Source organism: Streptomyces tagetis (assembly GCF_018069565.1).
GTDB classification, from domain to species: Bacteria; Actinomycetota; Actinomycetes; order Streptomycetales; family Streptomycetaceae; genus Streptomyces; species Streptomyces tagetis.
This window is the reverse complement of the sequence record NZ_JAGPNL010000005.1, coordinates 380,731-393,054: the sequence shown is the minus strand read 5'-3', so window position 1 is coordinate 393,054 and position 12,324 is coordinate 380,731. Positions and strand designations below refer to the sequence as shown.

9 protein-coding genes and 2 pseudogenes are annotated in these 12,324 nt (G+C 70.3%); 6 read left to right on the top strand and 5 right to left on the bottom strand.

All coding sequences use genetic code 11. The annotated features are described in order from the left end of the window. The first annotated feature begins 215 nt into the window (after positions 1-215). From J5Y05_RS20145 to J5Y05_RS20130, 4 genes are all read left to right on the top strand, one after another. Positions 216-1,451, top strand: a complete 1,236-nt coding sequence (locus J5Y05_RS20145) for a LolA family protein (RefSeq protein ID WP_210874412.1) — start codon at positions 216-218, stop codon at positions 1,449-1,451. Positions 1,452-1,693: 242 nt separating this feature from the next. Next, positions 1,694-2,755 carry an ABC transporter ATP-binding protein gene (locus J5Y05_RS20140; RefSeq protein WP_210874411.1) on the top strand — a complete coding sequence of 354 codons (1,062 nt, stop codon included), beginning with the start codon at positions 1,694-1,696 and terminating at the stop codon, positions 2,753-2,755. Continuing rightward, positions 2,742-3,680 carry an ABC transporter permease gene (locus J5Y05_RS20135; protein WP_210874410.1) on the top strand — a complete coding sequence of 313 codons (939 nt, stop codon included), beginning with the start codon at positions 2,742-2,744 and terminating at the stop codon, positions 3,678-3,680. Before J5Y05_RS20140 ends, J5Y05_RS20135 begins: the two co-directional genes overlap by 14 nt. A gap of 174 nt (positions 3,681-3,854) precedes the next feature. Then, entirely contained in the window at positions 3,855-5,291 is a 1,437-nt protein-coding gene (locus tag J5Y05_RS20130; protein WP_210874409.1) for a tetratricopeptide repeat protein, read from the top strand. A gap of 11 nt (positions 5,292-5,302) precedes the next feature. Here J5Y05_RS20130 and J5Y05_RS20125 read toward each other — a convergent pair whose 3' ends face one another. Next, positions 5,303-6,259 (bottom strand): M28 family metallopeptidase, encoded by a 957-nt coding sequence (locus J5Y05_RS20125; RefSeq protein ID WP_210874408.1) that lies wholly within the window; start codon positions 6,257-6,259, stop codon positions 5,303-5,305. A 313-nt stretch (positions 6,260-6,572) separates the two neighbouring features. After that, positions 6,573-6,695, bottom strand: a pseudogene (locus J5Y05_RS20120) (IS5/IS1182 family transposase); the annotation flags it as partial. Positions 6,696-7,168: 473 nt separating this feature from the next. Between J5Y05_RS20120 and J5Y05_RS20115 the strand changes: the two are divergent. Continuing rightward, positions 7,169-7,678 (top strand): annotated as a pseudogene (locus J5Y05_RS20115) (transposase family protein); the annotation flags it as partial. 103 nt (positions 7,679-7,781) lie between these two features. On the opposite strand, the gene ribD reads toward J5Y05_RS20115, so the two are convergent. Next, positions 7,782-8,684 carry a bifunctional diaminohydroxyphosphoribosylaminopyrimidine deaminase/5-amino-6-(5-phosphoribosylamino)uracil reductase RibD gene (ribD, locus tag J5Y05_RS20110; protein ID WP_307854003.1) on the bottom strand — a complete coding sequence of 301 codons (903 nt, stop codon included), beginning with the start codon at positions 8,682-8,684 and terminating at the stop codon, positions 7,782-7,784. A gap of 1 nt (position 8,685) precedes the next feature. Then, entirely contained in the window at positions 8,686-10,191 is a 1,506-nt protein-coding gene (locus tag J5Y05_RS31940) for an NsdA family TPR-like regulatory protein (RefSeq protein ID WP_247614958.1), read from the bottom strand. Between the two features lie 443 nt (positions 10,192-10,634). Here J5Y05_RS31940 and J5Y05_RS20100 point away from each other — a divergent pair, with 443 nt between their 5' ends. After that, positions 10,635-10,820 (top strand): hypothetical protein, encoded by a 186-nt coding sequence (locus J5Y05_RS20100; RefSeq protein WP_210874407.1) that lies wholly within the window; start codon positions 10,635-10,637, stop codon positions 10,818-10,820. Between the two features lie 234 nt (positions 10,821-11,054). On the opposite strand, the gene rarD is transcribed toward J5Y05_RS20100, so the two are convergent. Then, on the bottom strand, positions 11,055-12,176 hold the full coding sequence (rarD, locus tag J5Y05_RS20095; protein WP_210874406.1) for an EamA family transporter RarD: 1,122 nt from the start codon (positions 12,174-12,176) through the stop codon (positions 11,055-11,057). Positions 12,177-12,324 lie beyond the last annotated feature (148 nt).

The window sequence follows — 12,324 nt, the reverse complement described above, 5'->3', positions numbered from 1 at the left end:
GTCCCCTACGGGGTGCGCAGGACATGGACCCGGCGTGTCATCCCGCAGGAGTAGGCGGAGTTGGGCCCGGGGTCTGACGCTTCCACCCGGCTGATTTGGTCGTATGGAGACAACGGAAAACACCGCTCCTCGCCGCTTCGGGGGGAGAATGGTGGCTGACGGGTGGACACGTGCGCGTCGAGTCAGCCGCCGCCGACGACGGAGGTAGGGCACACATGGCACCGTTCGATTCCGAGGACAGCACGACGACCGCCGCGGCGGCCGGGGACGTGCGGGAGCCGCGGCGCAGGTTCGCGCGGTACGGCGTCCCGGTCACCGTGATGGGCGTGGCGGCGGCGGCCATCGGCCTCGTCCCGGCGCTCGCCGACTCCGGCGACCCGGACCTGCCGAAGCTGACGGCCGAGCAACTCGTCCAGAAGATCGCCGAGTCGGACGTGGAGCAGCTCTCCGGCACGGTCAAGATCACTACCGACCTCGGGCTGCCGGACCTCGGCGGGCTGGAGAGCGGCCTGCTCTCCGGTGCCGTGGGCGGGGCGGGCGGCGGCTCCGCGGCCGACCCGTCGGCCAAGCTCACCGAGCTGGCCACCGGCACGCACACCCTGCGGATCGCGGCCGACGGACCGGAGCGGCAGAAGGTGTCGCTGCTGGAGGACGCCGCCGAGTACAGCTTCATCCACGACGGCCAGGACGTGTGGGGCTACGACAGCCGGTCGAACGAGGTCTACCACGCGACCGTCGCCGACGGCGCCGAGCGCCCGGAGAAGGACGTGCCGGCCACGCCGAAGGACTTCGCCGAAGAGGCCCTGAAGGCGGTCGACGACACCACCTCCGTGACCGTGGACGGCACCGCCCGGGTGGCCGGCCGGGACGCCTACCGGCTGGTGGTCAAGCCCCGCCAGTCCGGTTCGACGGTCGGCGCGATCAGCGTGGCCGTGGACGCGAAGACCGGTGTGCCGCTGAAGTTCACGCTGACCCCGGCGAGCGGCGGCGCGGCCGTCGTGGACGTGGGCTTCACCCAGGTCAGCTTCGCCAAGCCGGACGCGTCCACGTTCGACTTCACCCCGCCCAAGGGCGCCAAGGTCACCGAGGCCGACCCGGCCGCCGAATCCGCCGAGAAGGGCAAGGACGGCAAGCCGGCCGAGGCCACGCGTCCCGGCCACGGGACCGAGTCCGGCCCGGCCGGTGAACTCGACGGCATGAGGGTGCTCGGCGAGGGCTGGAACGCGGTCGCCACCTTCGGCACCGGCGGCGAGGGACTTCCCACGGCCACCGGCGGCGGCGACCTCGACGGCTTCCTGGGCTCCTTCGGTGACCAGGTCAAGGGCGGTTTCGGCAAGGGCACGGTCTTCTCGACCCGCCTGATCAACGCCCTGGTCACCGACGACGGCACCGTCTACGTCGGCGCGGTCACCAAGGACGCGCTGGTCAAGGCGGCCGAGTCGGCCCGCTAGGACGGACCGGCGACGGACCGGCCACAAGCCGGCGGACAGACAAGCCGGCGGACAGACAAGCCGGCGGACAGACAAGCCGGCGAAGAGACCGGCGACGGCGGCCGGACAGCGAGACCGGCCGCCGACACGGGGACCGGCCGGACGGCGGCACCACGGGGGCGGGCAGGACAGGCACGACGACAGGGCAGCGGGACGCACGTCCCGGCCGTACGAGGGCAGCGCGCGCGACGAGGAGAGAGCCGATGGGCGAACCGTCCGGCACCGAAGCGGAGAGTCCGCCCGAGCCGGCCCACGGCCCGGCGTACGACCCCACCCCCGGCCCGGCCGAGGCCCCCGCCCCCGCGCCGTCGGCCCCCGCCCCCGCCCCGCCGGACGGTGCCGTCATCGCCACCCGCGCCCTCACCAAGCGCTACCGCGGCGGGCAACCGGCCGTCGACAGCCTGGACCTGACCGTCCCGGCGGGCAGCGTCTTCGGCTTCCTCGGCCCGAACGGCTCCGGCAAGACCACCACCATCCGCATGCTGATGGGGCTGATCGCACCGACCTCGGGCACCGCCCACGTCCTGGGCCGCTCCATGCCGCGCGCCGCCCGCACCGTCCTGCCGCGGGTCGGCGCCCTCATCGAGGGCCCGGCCGCCTACGGTTTCCTGTCCGGCCGGGACAACCTGCTGCGGTACGACGCCGCCGACCCGACCGCCGACCCCCGCACCCGGCGCCACCGGGTCGCGGCGGCGCTGGACCGGGTCGGCCTCGCCGCCGCGGCCGGCAAGCGGGCGGGGGCGTACTCGCTCGGCATGAAGCAGCGGCTCGGCCTCGCCGCGGCCCTGCTGCGCCCGCGCAGCCTGCTCGTGCTGGACGAGCCCACCAACGGGCTCGACCCGCAGGGCATGCGCGAGATCCGTTCCCTCGTGCGCGAGCTGGCCGCCGACGGCACCACCGTCTTCCTCTCCTCACACCTGCTCGACGAGATCGAGCACGTGTGCACCCACGCCGCCGTCATGGCCCGTGGCCGGCTCCTCGCACAGGGTGCGGTGGCCGACCTGGCGGCCGGGATGCGCGGGCGGCTGGTGGTGACCACGCCGGACCCGGGGGACGCCGCCCGGGTGCTCAAGGAGCGCGGCGCCGGGGACGTGGCGGTCGACGGGGACCGCGTCACCGCCCAGCCGCCCGACGGCGACCTCGCCGAGCTGAACGCCGCGCTCGTCACGGACGGCGTCCGGGTCCGCGGCTTCGCGGTGGAACGGGCCTCGCTGGAGGACGCGTTCGTGGCGCTGACCGGGGAGGGCTTCGATGTCGCGGGCTGACACACCGGACGCCGCCGAGCGGCCCGGCGCGCAGCGGGACCCCGCCCCGGTCACGGCCGGGGCCGGCGCACCGGCGGGGCGGCGGTTGCCGCCCTCCCTCGGGCTGTTCCGCAGCGAGCTGCTGATCACCTTCCGGCGGGGCCGCACCCTCGTACTGCTGGGCGTGCTGGCCGCCGTGCCGGTCCTGGTCGGCATCGCCGTGCGGATCGAGACGGGCGGCGGTCCTTCACGCGGCCCCGGCGGGGGACCCGGCGGACCGGCGTTCCTCGCGCAGGTCAGCAACAACGGGCTGTTCCTCGTCTTCACGGCGCTGGCGGTGACCCTGCCGTTCTTCCTGCCGATGGCCGTCGGCGTCGTCGCGGGCGACGCCCTCGCCGGCGAGTCGGCCGCCGGAACACTCCGCTACCTCCTGGTCGCCCCGGCCGGCCGCACCCGGCTGCTGCTCACCAAGTACGCGACCGTGACCGTCTTCTGTCTGGCGGCCACCCTCGTGGTCGCCGTCTCGGCGCTCGCGGTGGGGGCGCTCCTGTTCCCGCTCGGCGATCTCGTCACCATCTCCGGCACCCGCATCGGCTACGGCGAGGGACTGCTGCGGGCGCTGCTGATCGCGCTCGTCGTCGCCGCCTCGCTGACCGGCATCGCGGCGCTCGGCCTGTTCGTCTCCACGCTCACCGGCAGCGGCATCGCGGCGATGGCGGCCACCGTCGGCCTGCTGATCACCGTGCAGATCCTCGACCAGATCCCGCAGCTCCACGCGATCCACCCCTACCTCTTCACGCACCACTGGATGTCCTTCGCGGACCTGATGCGCGAGCCGGTCTACTGGGACGCGCTGGTGCGGAACCTCGGCCTCCAGGCCCTGTACGCGGCGGTGTTCGGCTCGGCGGCCTGGGCGCGGTTCGCGGCGAAGGACATCACGGCGTAGGACGCCCTCCCCGTGCCGCCCCGGCGGGCGCGGGGCCCGCTGGAACGAGCCTGTGACAGGCCGGTGACCCGGGGACCGGGAGCGACCGGGGAGACTCGGGGGCAGGAGGACGACCGGCACGACCGGGCCGCGCCGGGGACGCGGCCGGGACCGCCGGGGAAGCAGGGGGGAACCATGACTCGATCCGACCGCGACGAGCGGCGCGGCCCGCGGGACGCCGTGCGCGCGCACGCCACCGGGGTCCTGCCGATCGACGTACGCGTACCGGCGGGCGCGGCCGGTGTCCGGGGCGCGTCGGTCGACGGCGCCCTGGTCGTCGCGGCCCCCGGCCAGGAGATACAGCACGCCGTGCTGGAGCGCCTGCACCGGCTCGCGCTCGCCGCCGACCGGCCCGTCCTCGCCGCCGTGCGCGACGAACGGGTCGGCTGTGTCGTACCGCTCCGGGTCGACCCGGACGGCTCCAGCCACCTCGTCGCGGACCCGACCCCCCTGGCCCCGGACACCCCGGACACCCCGGACACGGCGGACACGGCGGCACCGGCCCCGAACACGCGGGACACGGACACAGGTCCGGACACGGATACGGACACGGACACGGACGCCACCGCGTGGGACCGGGCCACGCAGGTGCTCCGCCTGGTGGAGCCCGTACGGGAGGCCGCGGCGCCACGTACGGCAGAGCCCCCCGGCACCCCTGCCCTCCGGCCGCCCGGCACCCCCGCCCTCCCGCCACCCGGCACCCCTGCCCTCCCGCCACCCGCCCCGCACTCCGGCACCCCGCCCGCCGCGCTGCCCCGCTCCCTCGCCGTCCCGCCGCCGGGCACGGTCGTGCCGCCGACGGGCCGTTTCGGTCCGCCCCCGAGGATGGAGGCGGTCCCGGGCCCCGCCGTCGCCCCCCTGTCCCCGTACTCCCCGGCCCCCGGCGCCCCGCGCCCCGTACCGGGTCACACCCCGGACCCCGGGACCCACGGATTCCACGCACCTCGTCCCACCCCGGAACCGGCGACGCCCCCGCCCCCGCCACCCACCCCCGCCCCGCGGCACCTCCCTCCGCCGGGGGACGACCACGCCCGGCCCACCCCCGCCCGGGGTTTCGACGCCGTGGCCGAGGCGGTGCTCGGGGACGGTCCGCCCGAGCCGCCGGGCACCGCGCCCGGCGTCCTCGCCGAGCCGACGGCGCGGGTGAGCGAGGCGGTCCGGGAAGGGCGGACCGAGGAGGCGGCGCGGCTCGCGGAACGGACCGTCGAGACGGCCTCCGCGAGCCTCGGCCCGGACCACCCCGAGGTGCTGCGGCTGCGGGAGCTGACCGCGTACATCGCCTACCTCTCCGGCGATCCGGAGCGGGCGTTCCGCCTCTCGCTGGACCTGGCCGGAGTGCACCGCCGGGCGGGCGACGCGGAGGCCGCGTACGACAACGTCCGCAGCGCGGCCACCGCCTGGCGGGGCGTACGCGACCCGGAGCGGGGGCTGGAGCTGGGGCGCGCGGTGCTCGGCCTGTGGGACGAGCTGGCGGCCGAGGGCGGTCCGGCCGCCGAGGACACCGAGGAACGCGAGTCGGCCCACGCCCGCCAGACCCGCCTCACCGCCCGCCTGCGCGACCGGCGGGGCTGACCCGGTCGTCGCTACGCGGTGAGCTTCCAGACCGCGTAGGCGATGGCGTCGCTGTTGCGGTCCAGGGCCGTGTCGTCGATGTTGGCGACGGTGTCGCAGGAGGAGTGGTAGCAGGGGTCGAAGGCCCGGCCCGCCGTACCGCCCCACTTGGCGGCCTGCGCGGCGGTCTTGCGGTAGTCGGCGCCGCTGAAGAGGCCGCCGACGGGGACGCCCGCGTTCTTGAAGGGGGCGTGGTCGGAGCGGCCGTCACCCTCGGTCTCGATCTCGGTGGGGATGCCGAGGCCGGCGTAGTAGTCCTTGAAGGTCTTCTCGATCACGGGGTCGTCGTCGTAGACGAAGTACCCGGGGTTGGGCGAGCCGATCATGTCGAAGTTCAGGTAGCCGCCGATCTTCGCGCGTTCGGTGGCGGAGAGGGTGGAGACGTAGTGGCGGGAGCCGACCATGCCCAGTTCCTCGGCGTCCCACCAGGCGAAGCGCAGGTGCTTGGCGGGGTGGTGACCGGCGCGGGCCACGGTGAGGGCGGTCTCCAGGATGGCGGCCGAACCGGAGCCGTTGTCGTTGATGCCGGGTCCGGCGGCGACGCTGTCCAGGTGTGACCCGAGCATGACAACCTTGTTCGTGTCGCCGCCGGGCCAGTCCGCGACGAGGTTGTAGCCGGTGCGCCCGGAGGACGTGAACTGCTGGACGGTGGTGGTGAAGCCGGCCGCGTCGAGCTGGGCCTTCACGTAGTCGAGGGAGGCCCGGAAGCCGGTGCGGCCGTGGGCGCGGTTGCCGCCGTTGGCCGCGGCGATGGACTGGAACCGGGTCAGGTGCGCCTTGACGTTGGCCACGGATATGTCGGGCGCGGCGGCGGCCGGTGCGGCGGGCTCGGGGGCGGTGGCCGCGCCCGCCGCGGTGGTGCCGGCCAACAGGGTGACGGCGGCGACGGCACCAGCCGTCAGCGCACGCCCGGAGAGCGACAGCTTCATGTGGGGGCTCCGGATTCCTGGGAAGTCCCGGACGGGACTCGCATGGGAGGGGACGCGAGGATGGTGTGACCAGAGCTGACACCCCGTCAAGGCCACCAACCGGCCATCGCACCCCGCATATCGGAGACCGACGAAACACCCTCAGGCCGCGCCGCGCCGGGTCGGCCCGCAGCGAACGCAGAACTCGTTCCCGTCCGGGTCAGCCATCACTCCGAGGACCATGCCCGTACGCATCTTCCTGATGCGCGCTTTCACCAACGGGCGAGCCTTCTTGGTGAGGACGTGCCAGGCGAGTTCGAACGCGTGCATAACACCCGAAGCCGGCCGCGACCCGAGCCAGGGGGTCGTGTCGGCGCAAGTACACCCGGCCGACCAGGGCACGATGGTGCGGTGGGAAGTAGCAGCGGCGGTCACCCTCCCGGGTGACGATGAGCATGGTGACCCGCTCGGTCAGAACATGAGGCAGGCCGAGTGCCGAGGGATAGGCAAGCGACGAGGCTCCCGCGCCGTTGAGGGAGACGTAGAACGCCTCCCTCAACGGCGTGGTGGCCTTGTGCGTTGCGGGCACCGATCCCCTCACCTGATCAGCGACTACGTTGAATAAGCTCCGTGATCCACACTGTGAACCCCGAGCATGCCGTAGCCGTCAGCAGCGTCAACAGCCTCACGGGCACGCGCTGCATGGTCACTCGGAGTCCGCGAATGCGGATGTCCACCGCGGGTCGGATGGGTTCGGGCTGCACTGCTTCCCCCTGCTTGGGTTGGGGTCAACGGATGTCTTGGAGGCGGGTGCGCCAGTGGCGTTCGCTTCCACTCAGTTGTACGAGTCAGATGTGTGAACGGGTACGTCACGCTAAGTAGTTACCGTGCCATCCGCCATGTCGGCACAGATGCGTAGAGGTGGCACGGAGCGCATCGACGAAGGCGTTCGTGCTGCTGGACGGCACACTCCTGCCGATCGACCGGATCGCGGCCGACCAGCCCTTTTACTCGGGAAAGCACAAGAGACACGGGATGAACGTGCAGATCCTGACTGACCCCCGCGGTCGTCTTCTGTGGGCCTCGCTGGCCCCACCCGGTGCCATCCACGACCTCCGGGCCGCCCGCGAGCACGGCATCATCAGCACTCTCGCCGAGGCCGACATCAGATGCTGGGCGGACAATGGGTACCGAGGTGCCGGAGGTACCGTCCGTGTCCCCTACCGAGGTCCTTGGGAGACGCTTTCCACAAGTCAGCAGGCCGTCAACCGCTCCCACGCGAAGATCTGGGCCCAGGTCGAGCAGGCCGTCGCCATCAAGTCCTGGCGGCTCCTCGGCAAACTGCTGTGCTCAACCACCCGTATCACCAGCCTCGTCTACGCCGTCCTATGCCTCCATCTGGCCAGCTCAGAGTGTGGATGGAAGGCCCTCACTCCGTAAAAGAACGGAAGGGAGGTAAAAAAACTTGCGCCGCAGCTACCGCCGTTTGCGCGGGGAAGATTCACCAAATGGCGGCATGCGAAAATCCCTAACCCCTAGACTGCTAAGTTCTACGTCCCGTCAGGCGGACACGTGATGCCATTCGGGTAACGTCGGTCAGTCGGTATCCATCGGGAAATGCGGTAACCCTGCCGATGTCTTCCCTGGGCGCCCAAGAGGGCGATGTTCGCGGCAGATAGGAGATCACCTGGTCAACCATTCCTGCTGAAGCGATGCGAGAAAACTGATCGGCTGCACCGGATAGCAAAATAGACCGTGCCCCTGTATTGCTGAGCAGTTCCAACATTTTATCGAAATCAGTGCTCAGTGGTCCATGCGGAAGATGGAATACTTCGTTGCCGTGCCCTCCTGGCACTCCTTCTTCGATACCGCCTTCCTGACTGATCACGAGATCGTAAGATCCCCGGAGTGAATCCACTTCTCCAAGAGCGACACCTTGTGCGGAACTAAGGCCGGGTTTCCCGTCCTCGCCCGCTTCGTAGATCCACGTAATAAAGGGGCGGCCATTTTCAAGGGAGGCTCGCCAAGTGCTCAGAACCAGAAGTGCCTCATCTGCCAGAAAATCCTGTTCGACTTCTACTCCGGCCCTCCGCAGAAGAGCTGCCCCGCCTTCACCGCGAGAAGTCGGGTCCATTACGGCAATAAGCACTCTCGCTACGTTCGCATGGATCAAAGCCTCGCGGCATGGTGGTGTACGGCCATGGTGATTGCATGGTTCCAGTGTGACGACGGCCGTTCCGCCCTCTGCCCGTTTCCCGGCGGCGCTAAGCGCATTGACCTCGGCATGTGATTCACCTTTGCGTACGTGATAGCCCTCACCGGCGGTCCGGCCCTCGCTGTCGAGAATGACACAGCCGACAGGCGGGTTCGGACTGGTTGATCCCAGTCCCTGTGCCGAGATCGCGATTGCGCGACGCATGGCCGCCGCCTCGTCCGCGTTCGCCACCTCAGAAATTCCCCTCTTCCTCAATGGTGTCAAATAGTTGAGACACTGCCTGTGATGTATGAACTTCCCCGAGTGCGTTAATCGCGGACACCGTCTCGTGCATCGTGCGCAATGATCCGGAACTGCGTGCGATGCTCAGTGCGGAGGCGGCTTTCGCTGCCGCCGAGTCATACTCTCGTGTTCCCACGTACGCAAGTGCCAGGCGTGCCTGTGCGAGACCTCTGTCGCGCTGGTAGGCGTCGGGAAGCTCGTCGAGCGCTGCTTCAAAAAGCGGGACGGCCCGGTCAGGGCGACCGAGAGTGAGCCAGCAATTGGCGCGCTGAATCTCGATGTAACTTGCTGTACAGAAATCTCCGTGCCCAGCGCGGGCATCTCCCTTTGTGTCCGGCGAGGCGGCAAAGTCGTGGGCATCGTCCAGACGGGTATGGCAGGAAACCTCGTCCGCATCCAATGCATACCCCTGCGCTTCCTGCTGTATGGCAGCCGCTCGCATGGGTCGTGTAAGGGCGGTGCTGTTTCGCTGAGCAGCCTGAGCGAGGCTGATGGCCTGTGCCGCATTCTTCTTCGTGGTGGCCTGCTGGCTCTTTCGGAAGAGTGTCCATGTCAGCATGGGTTGATCGCCGGACTCGGTTGCCCATTCCATGGCCTGACTGGTCCACCTGGTGGCGTTCGGCATGTCTGCCGAGTCTTCATACAGCCACGCAGCGGACTCGGCGTATTGTGCGGCAAGTCTGAGGAGCTCGGAGCGCTGCGTTCCTCTGGTGTATTCCAGAAGCGATTCGAGGATGGATAGTTGTTGGCGCACTGACGTGAGAGCGTGCCGTGGGCCGAAGAGATTATCGGCCCGGACAAGGGAATGCCACATGTCTCGGAGATGCTCTATCGCTGCTTCGATGCGGGTTGCGTCGAGCTTCGGATACGGTGCGCAGACTGGGTTGGGTTCGCTGACGGGTGCCGGAAACAGCACCGGGTCCGCTGCTTGTAGGGCGGCGCCGATCGCGCCAGTCATCAGGGTTCGCCGGCTGATGGGCACGATCTGTTTTCTCCCCCCGATCCATACCGAGATCAGAAGTACACCGGAATGAGTGGCAGTAAGAGTTCCTTCGTCGCTCTGTGGGAGAAGACGCGCTGTGCCCGCTGCCTCTCGACTTGGATCAGAGTAAGTCGTCGAGTGAGGCAGGTGAACTTTTTCCGGGGAACCCTCCCACGGCCGTCGGGGTAACCCAAGCATTTCGCCGGGGATGCCGAAGCCGTCAGCTACGCGCTCGATCACTTGCTGCCCGCGAATTCTCCGTACACCACGGATCACATCACTCACGCGTGAACTGGTCATCTTGCCGACTGCGGCAGCCATCACTGCGTAACTGGAGCCCGTGCGTCTGTTGACGAGACGGAAGATCTCCTGAAAGTCATGGGTCGCGCAGGCTCTGCGCATGGCATCGCTCTGTAGCAGCGTGTCAGGGATCGTCAGCGAGTATCCGATGCGCCGTGTGTCGCAATCGTCCATGAGCGCCACCACCTTGGAGGGACGGAAGTGATCCCGTCCCAGGGTAGTCCCGGTGCTGCAGAGGGGTTCCCCAAATGGGCTTGCGGGGTTCCCCGTTCGCGGTTCCCGGACGGGTCCTGTCCGGCTGAAGATCTTCAGGCGGCGCGACCCACGTGCCGAACGGTCAGACCCCCGCGACGCGGTGGACGTCCGGGGGCGTGGCCGGCAACCGGTAGGAGGTTGACGACAATGCCCAAAGCTACAACCAGGCTTCTTGGAAGTCCCCAGCGCGCCGAGGCTGACACCGACGCGAGACAGGGTGAGTACACGACCTATGCGCCCTCGGGGGAGACGTGCCCCGTCTGCGCACAGCGGATCAAGTCGCTTGAACCCTGCCGCCGGGTGGAACTCCGGCAAGCCTCACGCGGCCTGGCCGTTCGGTACCGGCACTTGGAGTGTCCCCAGTGACCACGACCGATGACGGTGACCTCCTGGCGCCCACTGGCGAACTGACGGGCACGGTCGGGGACGACGTGCTGACCGTTCACCGGCTCAGCGAGGCAAAGCCGGCATGCGGCGCCGCCGGCGAGGTGGCCGAGTGGCAGCGAGCCGTCACATGTCCTGAGTGTCTGGATGCGGACCAGGACTGATGCCCTTGAAGGCACCTCCAGAACGAGCCCCGTTCCGCCGCGCTTTTTCCCCGAGGCGCGTGGGTGGGGCTTCTGGCTGCCCGTGCTGGGTGGTCGTAGTCGGGGGCTTCCCGCGTCCGGGGGCTCCAGCGGGTACGGCCGCAACTCAAGATCCGTACCCGACAACGCGAATAGCTGGCCTGGGCGTACGGGTCCGGTCCGGGGCGTCGACGAGGGCACTGCGGCACGACGGTGCTACGGCTTCACAGCCGGGGCGTCGAGCGGGTCGGGTCCGGGGCAGCCGCCCGGGGCGGGCGCGGCACCCGAAGCGGCCGTCACCCCCGAAGCGGCCCCCGCCTCCGTGGCGGGCTCGGCCGCCCCCGTCGTCCCCGACGCCACGATCCCCGCCTCGCGGGCCGCGCCACCCGGGCCTCCGGGCAGGACCGCCCCGCCGGGTCCCTCCAGCCGTTCCGCCAGGGTCCGTGCCGAGCGGCGGGCGGTGTGCAGGGCCTCCCAGGTGAGCACGGTCAGCGCCACCCAGACCAGCGCGAACCCGGCCCAGCGCTCGGTCGGCATCGCCTCGCGGAAGTAGAAGACGCCGAGCGTGAACTGGAAGACCGGCGCCAGGTACTGGAGCAGGCCCAGCGTGGACAGCGGCACCCGGATCGCCGCCGCGCCGAAGCAGGCCAGCGGCAGGGCGGTGACGATGCCGGTCGAGGCGAGCAGCAGGGCGTGGCCCGTGCCCTCGGTGGTGAAGGTCGACCCGCCGGACGCGCCGAGCCAGAGCAGGTAGCCGAGGGCGGGCAGGAACTGGATGGCGGTCTCGGCGGCGAGCGACTCGACCCCGCCGAGGTTGACCTTCTTCTTCACCAGCCCGTACGTGCCGAAGGAGAAGGCGAGGCAGAGCGAGATCCAGGGCGGCCGGCCGAAGCCGATGGTGAGCACGATCACGGCCGCGCACCCGGTCCCGACCGCCGCCCATTGCAGGGGCCGCAGCCGTTCCTTCAGGAGCAGCACGCCGAGGGCTATCGTCACCAGCGGGTTGATGAAGTAGCCGAGCGACGCCTCGACGACGTGGCCGTTGTTCACCGACCAGATGTAGACGCCCCAGTTCACGGTGATGACCGCGGCGGCGACGGCGGACAGGCCCAGCTTGCGCGGCTGCCGCAGCAGTTCGCCGGCCCAGGCCCAGCGCCGGACGACGAGCAGGGCGACGGCGACGAAGCCGAGGGACCACACCATCCGGTGGGCCAGGACCTCCGCGGCGCCCGCGGGCTTGAGCACGGGCCAGAAGAGGGGGACGAGCCCCCACATCCCGTATGCCGCGACGCCGTTCAGCAGACCTATTCGCTGTTCACTCCTGGACGACCCGGCCACGGGCACCTCCCTCTCGCCACCGACACACGGGTACGGACGCATGCCACGAACGAAGGTAGCGCCGCCCCCGGCCCCCTGTCATACCCGTGGTGCCCTACGGTCATGACAGGGGGCTGTGGGAGCGTACGGGGGTGCGCCGGACGCACGC

What these genes read in the sequence shown, in the direction of transcription:
- J5Y05_RS20130 (WP_210874409.1), top strand. Translation starts at nt 3,855, where the DNA reads ATGACTCGATCCGACCGCGACGAGCGGCGCGGCCCGCGGGACGCCGTG.
- J5Y05_RS31940 (WP_247614958.1), bottom strand. Translation starts at nt 10,191, where the DNA reads ATGGACGATTGCGACACACGGCGCATCGGATACTCGCTGACGATCCCT.
- J5Y05_RS20125 (WP_210874408.1), bottom strand. Translation starts at nt 6,259, where the DNA reads ATGAAGCTGTCGCTCTCCGGGCGTGCGCTGACGGCTGGTGCCGTCGCC.
- J5Y05_RS20135 (WP_210874410.1), top strand. Translation starts at nt 2,742, where the DNA reads ATGTCGCGGGCTGACACACCGGACGCCGCCGAGCGGCCCGGCGCGCAG.
- J5Y05_RS20140 (WP_210874411.1), top strand. Translation starts at nt 1,694, where the DNA reads ATGGGCGAACCGTCCGGCACCGAAGCGGAGAGTCCGCCCGAGCCGGCC.
- J5Y05_RS20145 (WP_210874412.1), top strand. Translation starts at nt 216, where the DNA reads ATGGCACCGTTCGATTCCGAGGACAGCACGACGACCGCCGCGGCGGCC.